Genomic DNA, 20,824 nt, shown 5'->3' with positions numbered 1-20,824 from the left:
TAGATTAATTTTATATTTCCACAAAAGTGTATTTTAGAAAGAAAGCAGAAACCTTTGGTATTTTGCCAGGAACTGGTAAAAGTGGCAAAAGACAGAAGATAAAAAGGACGCAGATCACCAGTTGCAATATTTTATCGAAAAAATAAAACACCGTTTTATTTATTGAATAAAATAGATTATTCAATACATCAATATATATTTCAGTTCTGAAGCGCAGAAACAAAAAAAGCGCCATAAGGCGCTTTTTTCTGACAGCTGAAACTTACTTGCTGCCTGGGATGCTGAAACGCTTGTTGAAGCGATCAACACGGCCACCGGTAGCAACATCACGCTGCTTGCCAGTATAGAACGGGTGGCACTGACCGCACACGTCCAGGTTCAGATCGTGACCGACGGTAGAGCGGATTTTCATGACGTTACCGCAAGAGCAGCTTGCAGTAATTTCTTCGTATTTCGGGTGAATATCTTTTTTCATGGGAAAACCTCGGTTTAAGGCCGCGTCGCTCTTCCAGCCCTAACGCCAGACACCACGCGATGTTAATTATTCCCCGTCACCTTTCACGCTGCATCAACAGCCTGAAACTCTCGGGTAATGGTCATTGTTTGACGCAATCAATTTGCATCAAAGGCGGCGAATCATACAGAAATTAACCTGCTCATGCAAACTGATCCGCATTCTACCCTCCACTAATGTGTATACTAACCCGCCAGATTTCAAGTCAGGATGATTCAATGCCCGTTGCGCACGTTGCCTTACCTGTTCCGCTACCTCGCACCTTTGACTACCTCCTGCCGGAAGGCTTGAGTGCCAAAGCCGGGTGTCGTGTACGCGTGCCCTTTGGCAAGCAGCAGGAGCGCGTGGGTATCGTCCTTTCCGTCAGCGAGCACAGTGAACTGCCGCGGAGCGAATTGAAAGCCGTTCTCGAAGTGCTGGACAGCGAACCGGTCTACTCGACCTCTGTCTGGCGTCTGCTGTTGTGGGCGGCTGATTATTATCATCATCCCATCGGTGACGTACTGTTTCACGCTCTGCCAATTTTACTGCGCCAGGGACGCCCGGCGACAAACGCGCCCATGTGGTACTGGTTTGCCACTGAAGAAGGCCAGGTTATTGACCTCAACAGCCTGAAGCGTTCTCCCAAGCAGCAACAGGCGCTGGCTGCGCTACGCCAGGGGAAAATCTGGCGCGACCAGGTGGCTGAACTGGAATTTAATGATGCCGCATTACAGGCACTGCGGAAAAAAGGGCTGTGCGATCTGGCGAGCGAAACACCAGGCTTTAGCGACTGGCGTACGCACTACGCGGTTTCTGGTGAGCGTCTGCGGCTGAACACCGAGCAGGCCACCGCCGTCGGGGCGATTCACAGCGCCTCAGACAGTTTTAGCGCATGGCTATTAGCGGGCGTAACGGGATCAGGCAAAACAGAGGTCTATCTCAGCGTTCTGGAAAACGTCCTTGCCCAGGGCAAGCAGGCGCTGGTGATGGTGCCGGAGATTGGCCTGACGCCGCAAACTATTGCCCGTTTTCGCGAACGTTTTAATGCGCCGGTCGAAGTCCTGCACTCCGGTTTAAACGACAGTGAACGTCTTTCAGCCTGGCTGAAAGCAAAAAATGGCGAGGCGGCGATTGTTATCGGCACGCGTTCTTCGCTATTTACGCCGTTTAAAAATCTCGGCGTGATTGTCATCGACGAAGAACACGACAGCTCTTATAAACAGCAGGAAGGCTGGCGCTATCATGCGCGCGACCTCGCGGTTTACCGCGCCCATAGTGAGCAGATCCCGATTATTCTCGGCTCAGCCACTCCGGCACTAGAAACGCTGTGTAACGTGCGGCAGAACAAATACCGCATGCTGCGCCTGACGCGCCGCGCCGGAAATGCGCGCCCAGCCACTCAGCACGTGCTGGATCTCAAAGGTCAGCAGGTGCAGGCCGGACTCGCCCCTGCGCTGATCGCCCGTATGCGTCAGCACCTGCAGGCGGATAACCAGGTGATCCTGTTTTTGAACCGTCGTGGTTTTGCGCCTGCGCTGCTGTGCCACGACTGTGGTTGGATTGCCGAATGTCCGCGTTGCGATCATTACTACACGCTACATCAGGCGCAGCACCACCTGCGTTGCCACCACTGCGACAGCCAGCGCCCAATACCGCGTCAGTGCCCCTCCTGCGGTTCGACGCATATGGTTCCGGTAGGACTCGGCACCGAACAGCTTGAGCAGGCTCTGGCACCTTTTTTCCCCGGTGTGCCAATTTCACGTATCGATCGCGACACCACCAGCCGTAAAGGGTCGCTGGAGCAGCATCTGGCGGAAGTGCATCGCGGCGGAGCACGAATTCTTATAGGCACGCAAATGCTGGCCAAAGGCCACCACTTCCCGGACGTCACTCTGGTGGCGCTGCTGGACGTTGACGGCGCGCTATTCTCCGCAGATTTCCGGTCAGCAGAACGCTTCGCCCAGCTCTATACGCAGGTCTCTGGCCGTGCCGGACGCGCCGGGAAGCAAGGCGAAGTGGTGCTGCAAACGCACCATCCTGAACATCCGCTGCTGCAAACCTTGCTGTATAAAGGCTATGACGCGTTTGCCGAACAGGCGCTGGCCGAGCGACAAACGCTCCAGCTTCCACCGTGGACCAGCCATGTGATCGTGCGGGCAGAAGACCATAACAACCAGCATGCACCAATGTTCTTGCAGCAGCTACGGAATCTCATTCAAGCCAGCCCGTTGGCCGATGACAAACTCTGGGTGCTCGGCCCGGTTCCCGCACTGGCGCCCAAACGCGGTGGTCGTTATCGTTGGCAAATATTGTTGCAACATCCATCACGAATTCGTCTGCAATATATCGTCAGCGGCACGCTGGCACTGATCAATACGCTACCCGATGCACGCAAGGTTAAATGGGTGCTGGATGTCGATCCCATCGAGGGATAACCCCTCACGATGCGAGGCGGATCGTAAAATTAAAGATCCATCACACTTTTTATGAAAATTCTGTAACCGCTTCCATTCACTATCTGATAAAAATGTTTCAGATGAAGGTTATCCAGGGACGAGTCTGTGCCAGCAGCTCTCTGGCGAGGAGAAAGAGTGAAACCGAATAAGCAGGTTGCCGCCGCTACGATGAAAGATGTTGCTCTGAAGGCGAAAGTCTCAACGGCAACCGTATCCCGCGCATTAATGAACCCGGACAAAGTCTCGCAGTCAACCCGTAACAAGGTTGAGCAGGCAGCACTGGAAGTGGGATATCTACCCCAATCAATGGGACGTAACGTTAAGCGTAATGAGTCACGTACCATTCTAGTGATTGTGCCGGATATCTGCGATCCGTTTTTTAGCGAAGTGATTCGTGGCATCGAAGTGACTGCCGCAGAACAGGGATACCTGGTGCTTATTGGCGACTGCGCGCACCAGAACCAGCAGGAAAAGACGTTTCTTAACCTCATTATCACCAAGCAGATCGATGGCATGGTACTGCTCAGCTCGCGCCTGCCGTTTGATGCCAGCGTGGAAGAACAGCGCAATTTACCGCCGATGGTCATGTCGAACGAGTTCGCGCCAGAGCTGGAACTCCCTACCGTGCACATTGATAACCTCACCGCCGCCTTTAACGCGATGAATTATCTGCTGGAACTAGGGCATAAACGCATTGGTTGTATCGCCGGACCCGAAGATATGCCGCTGTGCCATTACCGTCTGCAAGGCTACGTTCAGGCATTACGCCGCAGCGGAATTACGGTCGATCCGCATTTCATCGCGCGCGGTGACTTTACCTATGAAGCGGGAGCCAATGCGTTGAAGCAGCTCCTTGAACTACCGCAGCCGCCTACCGCTGTCTTTTGTCACAGCGACGTCATGGCGCTGGGTGCACTCTCTTACGCCAAACGTCAGGGTCTGAAAGTCCCTGATGATTTATCCATTATTGGCTTTGATAACATTTCGCTCACGGAATTTTGTGATCCACCCCTGACAACCGTCGCACAGCCGCGTTTCGATATCGGACGTGAAGCTATGCTGTTACTGCTCGATCAATTACAAGGGCAGAGCGTCAGCAGTGGCTCACGTTTACTGGACTGCGAGCTTATTATTCGGGGTACTACCCGGGCACTGACGTAAAGTAAAGTGCTTTCGGACTCCCCTGTCTGGTCAAAGGCCCGCCGCTTAAGTAACATGGCGGGCTGACGAACGAATAAATACAGCGAAACGATAGTGGCACAACGAGATTATGTACGTCGCGGCCAACCGGCACCTTCGCGGCGCAAGAAGAGCACATCACGGAAAAAACAACGCAATACGCCTGCGGTATCGCCCGCAATGGTTGCTATTGCTGCAGCCGTACTCGTGACCTTTATCGGTGGTCTGTACTTCATTACGCATCACAAGAAAGAAGAGTCCGAAACGCTGCAAAACCAGAAAGTCACCGGTAATGGCATTCCGCCAAAACCGGAAGAGCGCTGGCGATACATCAAAGAGCTGGAAAGCCGTCAGCCTGGCGTACGTGCGCCTACCGAACCGTCTGCGGGCGGCGAGGTGCTGAATGCCGATCAGCTAACCAATGAGCAGCGCCAGCTATTGGCGCAAATGCAGGCTGATATGCGTCAACAGCCGACGCAGCTCAACGAAGTACCGTGGAACGAGCAAACGCCTGAACAACGCCAGCAAACGCTGCAGCGTCAGCGTCAGGTGCAACAGCAGCAGTGGAATAACGCACAGCAGCAGGCTCAGCAGCCGCGTCCACGGGCAACAGAACAGCCGTATCAGCAGCAGCAAACGCGTACAGCACAAGCCGCGCCGGTACAGCAGCCGAAACCGCAGCCAAAACCGGCGGCGCAACAGCCGTATCAGGATCTGCTGCAAACGCCAGCGCATACCACCGCTGCTCAGCCAAAACCGCAACCGGCCGCGCCGATAACGAATGAAACGCAGCCGCCAAAACAGACTGCTGAGAAAAAAGATGAACGCCGCTGGATGGTTCAGTGCGGATCATTTAAAGGCGCTGAGCAGGCAGAAACTGTGCGTGCGCAGCTGGCCTTTGAAGGCTTTAACTCCCGTATTACCACCAATAACGGCTGGAATCGTGTGGTCATTGGTCCGGTCAAAGGCAAAGAGAATGCCGACAACACCATCAGCCGCCTGAAGGTTGCTGGTCACACAAACTGCATTCGACTCGCCACTGGGGGTTGAAACCCCCAAAATCCCCCCCATCTATACTTGCATTACGCCCCGTACACTGTGCGGGGCCTGTACATTGCATTTGTAACCAAGGGGTCTGCTCGTGACAACAATAGTAAGCGTACGCCGTAACGGCCATGTGGTAATCGCCGGTGATGGTCAGGCCACACTGGGTAACACCGTAATGAAAGGCAACGTGAAGAAAGTCCGCCGTCTGTACAACGATAAAGTCATCGCGGGCTTTGCGGGCGGTACTGCGGATGCATTCACGCTGTTTGAACTGTTTGAACGCAAGCTGGAAATGCACCAGGGTCACCTGGTGAAAGCTGCCGTTGAACTGGCAAAAGACTGGCGTACCGACCGTATGCTGCGCAAACTCGAAGCGCTGCTGGCCGTCGCAGATGAAACTGCATCGCTCATCATCACCGGTAACGGCGACGTCATCCAGCCAGAAAACGATCTGATTGCTATAGGCTCCGGCGGTCCCTACGCCCAGGCTGCTGCACGCGCTCTGCTTGAAAATACCGAGCTTGGCGCACGCGAGATTGCTGAGAAAGCGTTGGATATTGCAGGGGATATCTGCATTTATACCAACCACTTCCATACCATCGAAGAATTGAACTCCAAAGCGTAAGGATCCCCCATGTCTGAAATGACCCCACGCGAAATTGTCAGCGAACTGAACAAACACATCATCGGCCAGGATAACGCTAAGCGTTCCGTGGCGATCGCCCTGCGTAACCGCTGGCGTCGTATGCAGCTCAACGAAGAGTTGCGTCATGAAGTCACGCCGAAAAACATTCTGATGATTGGCCCGACCGGCGTCGGTAAAACCGAAATCGCCCGTCGTCTGGCAAAACTGGCCAACGCGCCATTCATCAAAGTTGAAGCAACAAAATTCACCGAAGTCGGCTATGTTGGTAAAGAAGTAGATTCCATCATCCGCGATCTGACCGATGCTGCCATCAAAATGGTCCGCGTGCAGGCAATCGAGAAAAACCGCTTCCGTGCCGAAGAGATGGCGGAAGAGCGCATTCTCGACGTGCTGATCCCACCAGCTAAAAATAACTGGGGGCAATCAGAGCAGCCGCAGGAACCTTCTGCAGCGCGTCAGGCATTCCGTAAAAAACTGCGTGAAGGCCAGCTGGATGATAAAGAGATCGAAATCGATCTCGCGGCCGCACCGATGGGCGTTGAAATTATGGCGCCTCCAGGAATGGAAGAGATGACCAGCCAGCTGCAGTCCATGTTCCAGAACCTGGGCGGTCAGAAGCAAAAACCGCGTAAGCTGAAAATCAAAGACGCGATGAAGCTGCTGATTGAAGAAGAAGCGGCCAAACTGGTGAACCCGGAAGAGCTGAAACAAGAAGCTATCGACGCCGTTGAGCAGCACGGGATCGTGTTTATCGACGAAATCGACAAAATCTGTAAGCGCGGCGAATCCTCCGGCCCGGACGTGTCCCGTGAAGGCGTACAGCGCGACCTGCTGCCGCTGGTTGAAGGCTGCACGGTCTCCACCAAGCACGGCATGGTGAAAACAGATCACATTCTGTTTATCGCTTCTGGTGCATTCCAGGTAGCCAAACCGTCCGACCTGATCCCAGAACTGCAGGGTCGTCTGCCGATTCGTGTCGAGCTGCAGGCGCTGACCACCAGCGATTTTGAGCGTATCCTTACCGAACCGAATGCCTCCATCACCGTCCAGTACAAAGCGCTGATGGCGACTGAAGGTGTGGACATCAACTTCACTGAATCCGGTATTAAACGCATTGCCGAAGCGGCCTGGCAGGTTAACGAAACCACCGAAAACATCGGTGCACGTCGTCTGCATACCGTTCTGGAACGTCTGATGGAAGATATTTCCTATGATGCGAGCGATTTGAACGGCCAAAGCATCACAATTGATGCCGAATATGTGAGCAAACATCTGGATGCGCTGGTCGCAGATGAAGATCTGAGCCGTTTTATCCTATAATCGCGTTCAATGCATTTTCATCACTGTTGATGGGGCTGATAAAGCCCCATTTTTATTGGCGCTAAATATGACTGAACAACAACAAATTAGCCGCTCACAAGCCTGGCTGGAAAGTTTACGACCTAAGACCTTACCGCTCGCCTTCGCGGCGATCATCGTCGGTACGGCATTAGCATGGTGGCAAGGATACTTCGATCCGCTGGTTGCTCTGCTGGCATTGATTACGGCAGGACTGCTGCAAATTCTGTCCAATCTCGCTAACGACTATGGCGATGCCGTCAAAGGCAGCGACAAGCCCGACCGTATTGGACCGCTGCGCGGTATGCAAAAAGGGGTCATCACCCAACAGCAGATGAAGCGCGCGCTGATCGTCACCGTAGTGCTGATCTGTCTGTCCGGGCTGGCCCTGGTAGCTGTAGCCTGTCACACGCTGGCGGATTTTGTCGGTTTCCTGGTGCTCGGCGGTCTGTCGATTATCGCCGCGATCACCTACACCGTGGGTAATCGCCCTTACGGATATATCGGCCTGGGCGATATTTCTGTGCTGGTATTCTTCGGCTGGCTCAGCGTAATGGGAAGTTGGTACCTGCAGGCGCATACGTTGATTCCAGCGCTGATTCTGCCTGCCACCGCCTGCGGCCTGCTGGCAACCGCCGTGCTCAACGTCAACAACCTGCGCGATATCAACAGCGACAGAGAAAACGGCAAGAACACGCTGGTCGTGCGTTTAGGCGCTGTCAATGCCCGCCGCTACCACGCCTGTCTGCTGATGGGCACGCTGGTCTGTCTGGCACTGTTCAACCTGTTCTCACTGCAAAGCCTGTGGGGATGGCTGTTTATCCTCGCCGCTCCGCTGCTGATCAAACAGGCTCGCTATGTAATGCGCGAGATGGACCCGGCAGCAATGCGTCCGATGCTGGAACGCACCGTAAAAGCGGCATTGTTAACTAACCTGCTGTTTGTCGTTGGAATTTTCTTAAGTCAGTGGTCTCTTTAACTGACAAATATCAATTAACAATTGATGATTTTGCCAACAGTACACATAGCGCGATATACTAAAAATTCTCGCAGCAACTGAACGTTAAGCCTATGAAATACGATACATCCGAGCTTTGTGACATCTATCAGGAAGATGTCAACGTCGTGGAACCGCTGTTCTCTAACTTTGGAGGACGGTCGTCGTTTGGCGGACAAATCATCACGGTAAAATGTTTCGAGGACAACGGGTTGCTGTACGATCTGCTCGAACAAAACGGCCGTGGTCGCATTCTGCTGGTCGATGGCGGCGGTTCTGTTCGTCGTGCGCTGGTCGATGCCGAACTGGCACGGCTGGCCGTACAGAATGAATGGGAAGGTCTGGTCATCTACGGCTCAGTACGCCAGGTAGACGATCTGGAAGAACTGGATATCGGCATTCAGGCGATTGCCGCTATTCCGGTAGGTGCCTCAGGTGAAGGCATTGGAGAAAGCGATGTACGCGTCAACTTCGGTGGCGTGACGTTCTTCTCCGGCGACCACCTGTACGCCGATAACACCGGGATAATCCTCTCCGAAGACCCGCTCGATATCGAGTAAGCGAAAAAGGCCATCAGCAAATTTGATGGCCTTTTTTTCATTCATTTGATTCGTAATGAATGACTTTAATATCATACTTTTTATATTTTTCTTCGACAACGATACTCATCGTCTCACGACTGACAGGATAAGTTTCGATATAAGCATTTAATTTATCCTCAGCTATCTGAATGCCACTCTTTTGTATCCCGGTAAAAATTATCTCACTGCGTTGAAGATGACTACCATCATCTGCATAGCTTACAAAAAACCAGTCGTTAGATATCCTTGGAGCCTGTTTAAGAGGTTTCGGTGTTAGCAGATGATAAAATAATAAATTCTGCTGAGTGTAGATTTTTTCTGTATAGATGCTCACCATAAAATGACAATAAAATAGCGCAATAAAAAGCATAAACACAATAATAAAACCTGATCTCCTGGATTTCATATGTGAAGTTCCCGAACATAATCAGGATTAGCAATAGGTCTTATTACATCCATAAATAAAGGTAATTCACCCGAATAGGGTTCATGTCTCTTATCTTTATTGATAGGGTCAGGAAACAGTAACGGAATAACACTTTTATTCTTAAACTCACCAACTGGGCCATAGAAGTCCCAGATTCGATAAGCCTTTTCTTTCGAGCATATCTGAAGGTAAGAGGTGTAATCTGCATAATTTACCGCTTGGTAAAAACCAAATAGATTTGAGACCAAATCTTCAGCACTATAACCACTATCCGTTAAATAAACATAAGGCCAAAAGTCCTGTAAGGACTCAAAGCGATGTGACGTACCTAAGAATATTGATAAAGCAATACCTTGTAAGATTCGCTCCTGCAATCCTCGGCGCACCATAAATCTACGATATATACCAGTATTGATATTTATGCCATGAATGTTTTTGGACATACTTTGATGATAATTCACTTCATAAAACTCACTATCACCACCACGAGGCCTTGTCATTTCAAACCATAATTTTTCAGCCCCTGCCGGATTAGCATGGCCTAAATCAATCCATCCTAAATTATCTGTATAGATAAGACCATATCTAATATCTCTGGTGATAAGTCGATCCGAATCATCAATAATATCGTTTCTTTTTGTCATATCGTATTCTTTGATATTTAAAAAATACGATATCCTAATCTCTACATAGCAAAAAGGCATCCATTATGGATGCCTTTTTCAAGAAATCAGGATTAGACTTCTTCCATACGACCCAGCAGGGCATGCAGACGATCCTGCCAGCCGCTCTGCTGTTCTTTCAGGCTGTTGTTCTCACGTTCCAGTTCTTCACGCTGCTGCTGTGCAGTCTGAACTTCCTGCGACAGTGAGTTGTTCTTTTCTTTCAGCTCTTCGATTTCCATCTGCAACAGCGTGATGGTATCAATCGCCTGCTGTACTTTTGCTTCCAGTTTCTCAAACACTTCTAATGACATCGTCATACCTCTCCTGAATTGCAAGGCGTTGATGGATAAAAATCCTCGTCCCGATAACCGGCGACGCCTTAATAAAAACGAGCGCACTCTACTTAACACCGATTGTATGAAGCCGCGTCATCCCTGTCCAGCGGCATCCCGCGCAGATTGCGGTTTGCAACACTTTTAGTCTTTCTCCTGGTGACATTACTGTCATAACTCTTAAGTGTTAACAGATTGATCAGTGAAATGATTCAGCTCACACTATTTTTGTATAACAAATACCTCACAATGGCGCGAAAACGCTCATTTTGTTGATGCAGTACACACATTTTAATTTCGATATTTCTCGTTTTTGCGCGTTAACGATAAATTAACAGTGTGCCTACCGGCTCCGGGGATGTCAGTGACCTTCTCGCACACAATAAACATTAAACTCTCTTCAGGATCCGATTATGAGTCAAACATCAACCTTAAAAGGCCAGTGCATTGCTGAATTCCTCGGTACCGGGTTGTTGATTTTCTTCGGTGTGGGCTGTGTCGCTGCACTTAAAGTGGCTGGGGCTACTTTCGGTCAGTGGGAAATCAGTGTCATCTGGGGTCTGGGGGTAGCGATGGCTATCTATCTGACCGCAGGCGTTTCTGGTGCACACCTGAATCCCGCGGTAACCATCGCACTCTGGCTGTTCGCCTGTTTTGATAAACGCAAAGTTGTTCCTTTTATTATTTCGCAAATTGCCGGCGCCTTTTGCGCAGCGGCACTGGTTTACGGGCTTTATTACAATCTTTTCCTCGATTTCGAACAAACTAACCATATCGTACGCGGCAGTACCGAGAGCCTGGGTCTGGCAGGTACTTTCTCCACCTATCCGAACCCGCATATCAATTTTGTGCAGGCCTTCGCGGTTGAAATGGTCATTACCGCTATTCTAATGGGGCTGATTCTGGCTCTGACCGACGATGGTAACGGTGTACCTCGTGGTCCACTGGCACCACTGCTGATCGGCTTGTTGATTGCCGTTATTGGTGCTTCCATGGGTCCGCTGACAGGTTTTGCGATGAACCCGGCACGTGACTTCGGACCGAAACTCTTCGCCTGGATGGCCGGATGGGGTGAGATTGCCTTCACGGGTGGTCGCGATATCCCTTACTTCCTGGTTCCGGTGTTTGGCCCGATTACCGGCGCGATTTTGGGCGCATGGGCATATCGCAAACTGATTGGTCGTCATTTACCGTGCGATGTCTGCGCGATTGAAGAAAAAGACGTTGCGGCCAACACTCAACAAAAAGCTTCGCAGTAATGTGACTACGGGACAAAAAATTATGACTGAAAAAAAATATATCGTTGCGCTCGACCAGGGCACCACCAGCTCCCGCGCGGTCGTAATGGACCACGATGCGAATATCGTTGCCGTTTCACAGCGCGAATTCGAACAAATCTACCCGAAAGCAGGTTGGGTAGAACATGACCCGATGGAAATTTGGGCGACCCAAAGCTCCACGCTGGTAGAAGTTCTGGCGAAAGCCGATATCAGTTCCGATGAAATTGCAGCGATCGGTATTACCAACCAGCGTGAAACCACCATCGTCTGGGAACGCGAAACCGGTAAACCTATCTATAACGCGATTGTGTGGCAGTGTCGTCGTACCGCGGATATCTGCGAAAAGCTCAAGCGCGACGGTATGGAAGAGTACATCCGTAATAATACAGGTCTGGTCATTGACCCGTACTTCTCCGGCACCAAAGTGAAGTGGATCCTCGACCACGTAGAAGGCTCGCGTGAGCGCGCTCGTCGCGGCGAACTGCTGTTCGGTACCGTAGATACCTGGCTTATCTGGAAAATGACGCAGGGACGTGTACACGTCACGGATTACACCAACGCCTCACGTACCATGCTGTTCAACATCCACTCCCTGGACTGGGATGACACGATGCTGGATGCGCTGGATATTCCGCGTGCAATGCTGCCTGAAGTTCGTCGCTCTTCTGAAGTGTACGGCCAGACCAACATCGGTGGTAAAGGCGGTATTCGTATTCCTATCTCCGGTATCGCCGGTGACCAGCAGGCAGCGCTGTTTGGCCAGCTGTGCGTGAAGGAAGGGATGGCGAAAAACACTTACGGTACCGGCTGCTTCATGCTGATGAACACCGGCGAGAAAGCCGTTAAGTCCGAAAACGGACTGCTGACCACCATCGCTTGCGGACCGACCGGGGAAGTGAACTACGCGCTGGAAGGTGCGGTATTTATGGCTGGCGCATCTATCCAGTGGCTACGTGATGAAATGAAACTCATCAGCGATGCGTTCGACTCCGAATATTTCGCCACCAAAGTGAAAGACACCAACGGCGTGTACGTCGTTCCGGCATTTACTGGCCTGGGCGCACCGTACTGGGACCCGTATGCTCGCGGCGCCATCTTTGGTCTGACCCGTGGGGTAAACTCCAACCACATCATCCGCGCCACGCTTGAATCTATTGCATACCAGACCCGTGATGTTCTGGAAGCAATGCAGGCTGACTCCGGTATTCGCTTGCACGCCCTGCGCGTCGATGGCGGTGCGGTCGCCAACAACTTCCTGATGCAGTTCCAGTCCGACATTCTCGGCACGCGCGTTGAGCGCCCGGAAGTCCGCGAAGTCACCGCATTGGGTGCGGCATACCTGGCTGGTCTGGCAGTAGGCTTCTGGCAGAATCTGGATGAGCTGCAGGAAAAAGCGGTCATCGAGCGTGAATTCCGCCCAGGCATCGAAACCACCGAACGTAACTTCCGTTACAGCGGCTGGAAAAAAGCGGTCAAACGCGCCATGGCGTGGGAAGATCACGACGAGTAATACGTCATAGCCGGATGGCAACTGTGCCTTATCCGGCAATATCTTCGTGCGGGGGCAACCCCGCACACACATCAATAATCTCGCCCCCTCCCCTGTGCTACACTTCGCGCCATTCCTTTCAGCTACGAGTTTGCAATGAGACGAGAACTTGCCATTGAATTTTCACGCGTGACCGAAGCGGCCGCGCTGGCTGGCTATAAATGGCTGGGCCGCGGCGACAAAAATACCGCTGACGGCGCGGCGGTAAACGCCATGCGTATTATGCTCAACCAGGTCAATATCGACGGCACCATCGTGATTGGCGAGGGTGAGATCGATGAAGCACCGATGCTGTTTATCGGTGAGAAAGTCGGGACCGGTCTTGGTGATGCGGTCGACATCGCCGTCGATCCTATCGAAGGCACACGCATGACGGCAATGGGTCAGGCAAACGCGCTGGCCGTACTGGCTGTTGGCGATAAAGGCTGCTTCCTGAACGCGCCAGACATGTACATGGAAAAGCTGATTGTCGGCCCAGGCGCAAAAGGGTCTATCGACCTGAACCTGTCGCTGGAAGCCAACCTGCAGAACGTTGCCGCTGCACTCAATAAGCCGCTGAGTGAACTGACCGTCACCATTCTGGCCAAGCCACGCCATGATGAAACGATCGCCGAAATGCAAAAATTGGGCGTGCGCGTCTTTGCTATTCCAGACGGTGACGTTGCTGCCTCCATTCTGACATGCATGCCAGACAGTGAAGTTGACGTGCTGTACGGCATTGGCGGCGCACCGGAAGGCGTCGTTTCGGCCGCCGTTATCCGCGCGCTGGACGGTGACATGCAGGGCCGTTTGCTGGCACGTCATGACGTCAAAGGCGACAGCGAAGAAAACCGTCGCATTGGCGAACAGGAACTGGCTCGTTGCGCCGCCATGGGCATTGAAGCGGGCAAAGCGCTGCGCCTCGATGAAATGGCGCGTAGCGACAACGTCATTTTCTCTGCCACCGGCATCACCAAAGGCGATTTGCTGGAAGGGATTAGCCGCAAAGGCAATATCGCGACCACCGAAACGCTGCTGATCCGCGGCAAATCACGTACGATCCGTCGCATTCAGTCGATTCACTACCTCGATCGTAAAGATCCCGATGTGCAGGCGCACATCCTGTAATTGATTTGATCAATAGAGCCTTCCAGCCCATATGGGCTGGAAATCTTTCGTCCAACGAACGAAGATAAGGCAATCAAAGCAGACAGGAGAAAACCATGGCAGATTGGGTAACAGGCAAAGTCACGAAGGTACAGAACTGGACCGATGCCCTGTTTAGTTTGACCGTGCGAGCTCCGGTTCTTCCTTTCACTGCAGGTCAATTCACCAAGCTTGGCCTTGAGATCGAGGGCGAGCGCGTCCAGCGTGCTTATTCTTACGTCAATGCCCCTGATAACCCCGATTTAGAGTTTTATCTGGTGACGGTTCCCGACGGCAAACTCAGTCCTCGTCTGGCAGCACTGAAGCCTGGCGATGAAGTCCAGGTGGTGAGTGAAGCTGCTGGTTTCTTCGTTCTGGATGAAGTCCCCGATTGCGACACGCTGTGGATGCTGGCAACCGGCACGGCTATCGGCCCATATTTGTCGATTCTGCAATTAGGCAAAGACCTGGATCGCTTCAAAAATCTGGTGCTGGTCCACGCCGCGCGCTATGCCGCCGATTTGAGCTATCTACCGTTGATGCAGGCGCTGGAAAAGCGCTACGAAGGTAAATTACGCATCCAGACGGTGGTCAGTCGTGAAACCGTGGCAGATTCGCTGACCGGGCGTGTACCGGCACTAATTGAAAGCGGTGAACTGGAAAAAGCGGTCGGGCTGCCAATGGATAAAGAAACCTGTCATGTGATGCTGTGCGGAAACCCGCAGATGGTACGCGACACGCAGCAGTTGCTGAAGGACACCCGGCAGATGACCAAACACCTCCGCCGCCGACCGGGCCATATGACCGCAGAGCACTACTGGTAAGAACGTTTCAATGCCCGGTAAACACCCGGGCATTTTGCCGGATGGCGCTTACACTTATCCGGCCTACGAGTCAGCTCTGTACTTTACGTCCTGCGTATCCTTACCATATTTATTTGCGTCCTGGGTGCCAATGAACGCACCCAGATCGATAAGCATGCCGACCAGAATCAACGTTGGAACAAAGCGGCCTACCGCCCATTGCCAGACGCCGGGTAACATCGCCCAATTTCCGGCCAGCAGCATCCACGCCAGAATCATCAACAGCGCCCACGCTCCAGAACGCCCACGGTCATGCAGACGTTTTACCGTCACTGCCGCCGTTGGCCATAGCAGACACACCAGACAAAAAGCCGCGGTCTGAATATCGAGTAATTGTTTGCTCGCCAGCGAAAACAAAACCAGCATGCCGACGATCCATAGGCCAATCCAAATCCAGAAATCACGGCGCCCGATGCGCCCTTTAAATGAGAATAACCACTGCTGTATGGTCATGTAAGTTCCTTTATTATTACCTTCCAGAACAGTTTACCCTTTTGACAAGCTCGACGGTTACCGTTTTAATCGTGAGCAGTGAGAATGAAAGGTACGATTGATGAAGCACGGATTTACACTGTTTTTATTATTGTTTTCAGCCTTAACCGCCAGCCCTGCGGCATTGGCGGAAGCGCCATCGACGGCAACCACAGCCCCCTATTTACTGGCGGGCGCGCCGACCTTTGACCTGTCGATTAGCCAGTTTCGCGAAAACTTTAATACACAGAATCCGAAGCTGATCCTGAATGAGTTCCGCGCCATCGACAGCAGTCGCGATCGGGCAAATCTCACCCGCGCGGCCAGCAAAATCAATGAAAACCTGTATGCGTCTTCCGCCCTTGAGCGCGGTACCCTGAAAATCAAAAGCATGCAGATAACCTGGTTACCAATTCAAGGGCCAGAGCAAAAGGCAGCCAAAGCGAAAGCGCTGGAATACATGACCGCCGTCATCCGCACCGTCGCACCGCTACTGACGAAGGAACAGAGCCAGAAAAAACTGCAAAAACTGCTCGCCGCAGGCAAAGGTAAGCACTATTACGCCGAAACAGAAGGCGCAATTCGCTATGTCGTGGCAGATAACGGTGAAAAGGGGCTGACCTTCGCTGTTGAACCGATTAAGCTGGCTCTATCTGAAAACCTCGAAGGGTCGAATTCCCCCTAAATTATTCACGTTTCAGGAAGGCGGCGACGCAACGAATCCCCAGGAGCTTACATCAGTAAGTGACTGGGGTGAGAGAGTACAGCCAACGCACCTGCAACGTGGAGAATGACGGGGAAATGACAAAAAGCAAAGCCTTTCGGGGGATGAATCTCTATACTGTTTCACAGACCATGCTGCCCTTACGGGCGGCCATATTCCTTAATTCGCTGACAAGCGTGGAGAAATGAAATGCGACATCCTTTAGTGATGGGTAACTGGAAACTGAACGGCAGCCGCCACATGGTAAACGAACTGGTTGCTAATCTGCGTAAAGAACTGGCTGGCGTTGCTGGCTGTGCAGTAGCGATTGCTCCGCCGGAAATGTATATCGACCTGGCGAAACACGCCGCTGCCGGTAGCCACATCATTCTGGGCGCGCAGAACGTTGACCTGAACCTGTCTGGCGCATTCACTGGTGAAACAAGTGCTGAAATGCTGAAAGACATCGGCGCACAGTACATCATTATCGGTCACTCTGAGCGTCGTACTTACCACAAAGAATCTGACGAGCTGATCGCTAAAAAATTCGCCGTACTGAAAGAGCAGGGTCTGACTCCAGTTCTGTGCATCGGTGAAACCGAAGCAGAAAACGAAGCGGGCAAAACTGAAGAAGTTTGTGCACGTCAGATCGACGCGGTTCTGAAAACTCAGGGCGCGGCAGCATTCGAAGGCGTCGTTATCGCTTACGAACCAGTATGGGCTATCGGTACCGGTAAATCTGCAACTCCTGCTCAGGCTCAGGCTGTTCACAAATTTATTCGTGACCACATTGCTAAAGCTGACGCGAAAATCGCTGAGCAAGTAATCATCCAGTACGGCGGTTCTGTAAACGCAGCTAACGCGGCAGAACTGTTTGCTCAGCCGGACATCGACGGTGCGCTGGTAGGTGGTGCTTCTCTGAAAGCAGACGCCTTCGCCGTCATCGTTAAAGCAGCAGAAGCCGCTAAACAGGCTTAAGTTGTTAAGGCGGGAGGAGCACTCCTCCCGCTGTATTAACTACCAGTATCCCAACCAGTGCCACCAGAAGGCGCCGGTCACACCCCAAATGGTCAGGTTGACCACACTCATCACCAGCCCCGTTTTCCACCACTCTGCCAGCGTGACATAGCCCGAACCAAAGATGATCGGCGCAGTACCCGTGCCATAGTGCGTGAGCGACATCATCAAGGAGGAGGAGAAACCGAGCATTAAACCAAGCAATGCTGGCGGCGCGCCGAGGCCTAATCCTGCGGCGAAGAACGCAGCGAACATAGCCGTAATATGCGCAGTAGTGCTGGCGAAAAAGTAGTGCGAGTAGACATAAAGCAGAATCAACAGCAGCGTTGCAACACTCCAGTGCACGCCAAGATGGTCGATTGCGCTACCAACGCTGGTTGCCAGCCATCCCACCAACCCCAGTTTGCTGAGAAAATCCGCCATCATCACCAGCGCGGCAAACCAGACTATCGTATCCCATGCCCCGCGGCATTTAAGAATGTCATCCCAGCTCAATACGCCCGCCATCAATAGAATCGACAAACCAATTAACGCGGCGCTAGTGGGGTTTACGCTCCAGGCACTACCCATCAGCATCGCTGGAACACCCGCCCACAGGCAGAGCAGCAAAATGAACACTGCCAGGGTGATTTTTTCTGCCAGTGATAGTGGACCCAGCGCATCCAGTTTTTGCCGCGCGAACTGCGGCGCATTTGGCGTGCGCGTGATAGCTGGCGGATAGAGCCACCAGATTACAATCGGCATGACAACCAGTGATACCAGAGCAGGAAGAAGCGCCGCAATAGCCCACATTCCCCAGGTCATGTTCAGCACTCCATCCGTCCCCTTCGTCAAAAAGCTGACGATTAACGGGTTAGGTGCGGTCGCGGTGATGAACATTGCCGAGCTGATCGGGTTAATGTTGTAGTTCACCAGCGCGAGATAACGGCCCGTTGAGCCATTCTCGGCATGGCCGGGCTGCGAGCCGAGGCTCTCCGCAATCGCCCGCATTACCGGGTGGATAATGCCGCCGCCACGCGCGGTATTGCTTGGCGTTACGGGTGCAATTAGCGTTTCCGCAAGGGTTAATGCCCACGCAATACCCAGCGTTCTTTTACCAAATAGCGCAATAAACCCGTAGCCAATACGCGCTCCCAGGCCAGTCTTTAACAAACTTTGCGACAGCATAATGGATAAACCAATCAGCCAGATTAACTGGTTAGAAAAGCCACTCAACGCATCGTTCAACGCCGCGGAGGGTTTGCCGGGGTTAGTAACGCCAGTCATCGCCACCAGCATAATCGCCACAATCGCAATTGCGCCAATGGGCATAGCTTTACCGATAATTGCGGCGATCGTACCAATAAACAGTGCCAGCAGGTGCCACGCTTGCGGGGTTACGTCAGGAGGACACGGGATAACAAACCAGATGGTCAGCGTAATCACGAGCGAGATGATGGCAGGCCAACAGCGGATGGGGGTCAAACTGTCCATGAATCAATCCTTGAGTTTCCAGTGCGCAAATCTGCGCTCGGGCATTAACCGATATTGCCGCACAGAATACAATTCACTCACTCACAAAACATAAAATTAACATTTTGATACATCTACAGTTTTCCTAACACCGTAAACCAGGCGTAATCCAGCGGCAGAAGAATCAAATACGTTGCCGCCGCCAGTGCGATACACAGCAGCATCCCCGCCCTTGCAGGTACTTTCCCGAGCGCCATCGCCACTACGATCGGTGAAGCCTGATACGGCAACAGTGGCGTTGAATAACCCAGCACCTGGATCATAATCACCGACAGCAGCGGGAATCCCGTCGCATCGGCAAAACTTTGCGCCAACGTGGTATACAGCGCCGGAACACCGTTCGCCGTCATAATAAAATTAAGCGCAGTGGTAATACCGGTCAGCGCGAGGAAACTGGTAAACGGCTTTTCCGCATCCAGCGGCATCACCTGTAACAGCGCTTCGCCAACAGCGCTACCAATACCGGTTTGCGTGACGGTGATCGCCAGCCCCAGAATACCCGCCACATAAATACAGGTACGAATGTTGACCCCAGTGGAAAACTCGTCGCCATTGATAAAGCCAACCCGTGGTAGCAATGTGATAACTGCCGCCGCCAGTCCGGTCCACGCAGGGCCAATGCCGTGCCAGCTTTCGCTAACCCACAGCAGCAGCACCACGGCCAGCATCCAGGCCAGGCGTTTTTCATCCCGACTCATCGGCTCCAGCGGTGTGAGATCGCGCGGCGCATGGGGCTTACCAGGGAACAGCCAGCAGATAAGCACGATAAGCACCGCCCCCTTAAGCCAGCCCAGAACTGGCGTATGCAGCAGCAAATAGGGAAGATAATTGAGGTGGATGCCGTAAGAGCCTTCCGCCGCGCCGCTCATCACCAGATTCGGTACGTTAGCGGGTAAAATCGTCGCGGAAAGCTGGAACGTCCCAAACCCGACGGCCAGTGCCAGACCATACCAGGCGCGCGTGCCGTCGTTAATTCCAGCCCGTTTCGCCATCGCCGCGACGATCGGCATCAGCAGCGCAATGCGGCCCATGTTGGATGGCATTACAAATGCCAGCGCGTAACTCAGCAGCACTACGCTCGCCACCATTAACGGCCAGGAATCAGTCAACCTCGATGACAGCGCCCTCGCCGCCCTGTCCGCCAGCCCCGTTTTACGAATCGCGATACCCAGTACAAAGCCGCTAAACACCAGCCAGAATGCGGAGGACGCAAAGCCGCCAAAAATCACATCCGGTGGCGCGATTTTGGCCACCATCGCCACGGCAAAGAACAGCAACGCCGTTATAAACTCCGGCAGCAGCGACGTAGCCCAGAGCAGAATGGTGATACCAACCACCAGAGAGGGGATAAACAGAGGGTGTGTAAGCCAGAGCGACATGCCTGTCTCCTGTTGTTTTTTTCAACAAGAATACGGGGACAGGCATGCGGAGTAAACGCCAGATTAGGTGGGGTTAACGCAGAATATCACATTGATGATCCTGAATTTCCTCAGCGGAGGCGAGATTCAGTGCCAGCAGATTGCGCTGAGTAGCCAGCAGGACAAAGGATTCGTCGCTCTGGCGCACCATCGCCAACGCATAGCTGCCCATATGCTCACGCGCATCCGGCACCTCTTCCGCCAGCATCATAAACGGGCTGCGTTGTGCCAGTTCATTTTCCGTGACGCGACGTGCCAGATATTCATGACCGCGCAGCCCACCCGGTAATGGTAGCCAGCGGGTGCTGATTTTCGCCAGGTTGTCATCCAGCTGCTTTCTGACATCGGTTCGCAGGCAGGAGATATGAATATGCAGGTGATTTTGCGTACGCCCGCTACGAGAGTTAATGGTCAGAGAGACTGCTTTGTCAGGGATTTCCTGGCCGTATTTTTGGCTCATAAAGCTACGCGCCTGCCAGGCCAGCCAGAAAAAGTTCGGTGTGCCTGATTTCAACAACAGCGGACTTTCCGTACCGTTGATCCGCCAGGTAGGCATCAACAGATATTGCAGTGGGCCGTTACGGTCTTTGAACACCACATATCCGGCATCCGGCTTTACTTCAGCGCATGGTGCGGGGTCCTGCTGCTGCAACTGGTGCGGCAGGCATTGCTGAAGAACGATCTGGCGTAATGCGTCCGGGTTGCCGGTGAATTTCCAGTAC

The 20,824-nt window shown here is 52.7% G+C and carries 21 protein-coding genes; 13 read left to right on the top strand and 8 right to left on the bottom strand.

The genetic code is table 11. From position 1 onward, the window contains the following. Positions 1-262 precede the first annotated feature (262 nt). Positions 263-475 carry a 50S ribosomal protein L31 gene (rpmE, locus tag FDW94_RS07630; protein ID WP_062776554.1) on the bottom strand — a complete coding sequence of 71 codons (213 nt, stop codon included), beginning with the start codon at positions 473-475 and terminating at the stop codon, positions 263-265. Between the two features lie 257 nt (positions 476-732). On the opposite strand from rpmE, the gene priA reads away from it, so the two are divergent. From priA to rraA, 7 genes are all read left to right on the top strand, one after another. Continuing rightward, positions 733-2,931, top strand: a complete 2,199-nt coding sequence (gene priA, locus FDW94_RS07625; protein WP_137377412.1) for a primosomal protein N' — start codon at positions 733-735, stop codon at positions 2,929-2,931. 156 nt (positions 2,932-3,087) lie between these two features. Further along, entirely contained in the window at positions 3,088-4,113 is a 1,026-nt protein-coding gene (gene cytR / locus FDW94_RS07620; protein WP_003825179.1) for a DNA-binding transcriptional regulator CytR, read from the top strand. 93 nt (positions 4,114-4,206) lie between these two features. Next, positions 4,207-5,181 (top strand): cell division protein FtsN, encoded by a 975-nt coding sequence (ftsN, locus tag FDW94_RS07615; protein WP_008787037.1) that lies wholly within the window; start codon positions 4,207-4,209, stop codon positions 5,179-5,181. Between the two features lie 91 nt (positions 5,182-5,272). After that, positions 5,273-5,803, top strand: a complete 531-nt coding sequence (hslV, locus tag FDW94_RS07610) for an ATP-dependent protease subunit HslV (protein ID WP_003028805.1) — start codon at positions 5,273-5,275, stop codon at positions 5,801-5,803. A gap of 9 nt (positions 5,804-5,812) precedes the next feature. Further along, positions 5,813-7,144 carry an HslU--HslV peptidase ATPase subunit gene (gene hslU, locus FDW94_RS07605; protein ID WP_003028803.1) on the top strand — a complete coding sequence of 444 codons (1,332 nt, stop codon included), beginning with the start codon at positions 5,813-5,815 and terminating at the stop codon, positions 7,142-7,144. Between the two features lie 67 nt (positions 7,145-7,211). Further along, positions 7,212-8,141, top strand: a complete 930-nt coding sequence (menA, locus tag FDW94_RS07600) for a 1,4-dihydroxy-2-naphthoate polyprenyltransferase (protein WP_003825185.1) — start codon at positions 7,212-7,214, stop codon at positions 8,139-8,141. 92 nt (positions 8,142-8,233) lie between these two features. Next, positions 8,234-8,719 carry a ribonuclease E activity regulator RraA gene (rraA, locus tag FDW94_RS07595; protein ID WP_008787034.1) on the top strand — a complete coding sequence of 162 codons (486 nt, stop codon included), beginning with the start codon at positions 8,234-8,236 and terminating at the stop codon, positions 8,717-8,719. A 37-nt stretch (positions 8,720-8,756) separates the two neighbouring features. Here rraA and FDW94_RS07590 read toward each other — a convergent pair whose 3' ends face one another. From FDW94_RS07590 to zapB, 3 genes are all read right to left on the bottom strand, one after another. Continuing rightward, the gene (locus tag FDW94_RS07590; protein ID WP_003825190.1) at positions 8,757-9,146 is read right to left on the bottom strand and encodes a hypothetical protein; all 390 of its coding nucleotides are present in this window, start codon (positions 9,144-9,146) and stop codon (positions 8,757-8,759) included. Further along, complete coding sequence (locus FDW94_RS07585) at positions 9,143-9,811, bottom strand: hypothetical protein (protein ID WP_137377411.1); 669 nt, start codon at positions 9,809-9,811, stop codon at positions 9,143-9,145. Before FDW94_RS07585 ends, FDW94_RS07590 begins: the two co-directional genes overlap by 4 nt. 92 nt (positions 9,812-9,903) lie before the next feature. Beyond that, complete coding sequence (gene zapB / locus FDW94_RS07580) at positions 9,904-10,149, bottom strand: septal ring assembly protein ZapB (RefSeq protein WP_095533156.1); 246 nt, start codon at positions 10,147-10,149, stop codon at positions 9,904-9,906. Positions 10,150-10,577: 428 nt separating this feature from the next. On the opposite strand from zapB, the gene FDW94_RS07575 reads away from it, so the two are divergent. The 4 genes from FDW94_RS07575 to fpr all read left to right on the top strand — a co-directional run bounded on the left by FDW94_RS07575 (position 10,578) and on the right by fpr (position 14,942). Further along, a complete protein-coding gene (locus tag FDW94_RS07575; protein ID WP_008787032.1) occupies positions 10,578-11,423 on the top strand; it encodes an MIP/aquaporin family protein in 846 nt (281 codons plus the stop codon). A gap of 22 nt (positions 11,424-11,445) precedes the next feature. Next, a complete protein-coding gene (gene glpK / locus FDW94_RS07570; RefSeq protein ID WP_003028792.1) occupies positions 11,446-12,954 on the top strand; it encodes a glycerol kinase GlpK in 1,509 nt (502 codons plus the stop codon). 135 nt (positions 12,955-13,089) lie between these two features. Beyond that, the gene (gene glpX, locus FDW94_RS07565; RefSeq protein WP_008787030.1) at positions 13,090-14,100 is read left to right on the top strand and encodes a class II fructose-bisphosphatase; all 1,011 of its coding nucleotides are present in this window, start codon (positions 13,090-13,092) and stop codon (positions 14,098-14,100) included. A gap of 95 nt (positions 14,101-14,195) precedes the next feature. Next, positions 14,196-14,942, top strand: coding sequence for a ferredoxin--NADP(+) reductase (gene fpr / locus FDW94_RS07560; RefSeq protein WP_048215185.1), 747 nt, complete (start codon positions 14,196-14,198; stop codon positions 14,940-14,942). A gap of 63 nt (positions 14,943-15,005) precedes the next feature. Here fpr and FDW94_RS07555 read toward each other — a convergent pair whose 3' ends face one another. After that, positions 15,006-15,434 (bottom strand): DUF805 domain-containing protein, encoded by a 429-nt coding sequence (locus FDW94_RS07555; RefSeq protein WP_008787028.1) that lies wholly within the window; start codon positions 15,432-15,434, stop codon positions 15,006-15,008. 100 nt (positions 15,435-15,534) lie between these two features. Here FDW94_RS07555 and FDW94_RS07550 point away from each other — a divergent pair, with 100 nt between their 5' ends. Continuing rightward, positions 15,535-16,137: a YiiQ family protein gene (locus FDW94_RS07550; protein WP_071444510.1), complete on the top strand. Its 603-nt coding sequence runs from the start codon at positions 15,535-15,537 to the stop codon at positions 16,135-16,137. Positions 16,138-16,365: 228 nt separating this feature from the next. Beyond that, positions 16,366-17,133 (top strand): triose-phosphate isomerase, encoded by a 768-nt coding sequence (tpiA, locus tag FDW94_RS07545; protein WP_003028783.1) that lies wholly within the window; start codon positions 16,366-16,368, stop codon positions 17,131-17,133. Positions 17,134-17,172: 39 nt separating this feature from the next. On the opposite strand, the gene FDW94_RS07540 is transcribed toward tpiA, so the two are convergent. The 3 genes from FDW94_RS07540 to FDW94_RS07530 all read right to left on the bottom strand — a co-directional run. Next, complete coding sequence (locus FDW94_RS07540) at positions 17,173-18,645, bottom strand: DASS family sodium-coupled anion symporter (RefSeq protein ID WP_003825206.1); 1,473 nt, start codon at positions 18,643-18,645, stop codon at positions 17,173-17,175. Between the two features lie 113 nt (positions 18,646-18,758). After that, entirely contained in the window at positions 18,759-20,063 is a 1,305-nt protein-coding gene (locus FDW94_RS07535) for an SLC13 family permease (protein ID WP_137377410.1), read from the bottom strand. 73 nt (positions 20,064-20,136) lie between these two features. Beyond that, a partial coding sequence (locus tag FDW94_RS07530; protein WP_249358351.1) for a CDP-diacylglycerol diphosphatase occupies positions 20,137-20,824 on the bottom strand: 688 nt, incomplete at its 5' end.

Origin of the sequence: Citrobacter sp. wls757, assembly GCF_005280935.1 — a bacterium.
In the GTDB taxonomy this organism is placed as follows: Bacteria; Pseudomonadota; Gammaproteobacteria; order Enterobacterales; family Enterobacteriaceae; genus Citrobacter; species Citrobacter portucalensis.
This window is presented reverse-complemented; position numbering and strand designations above follow the sequence as displayed.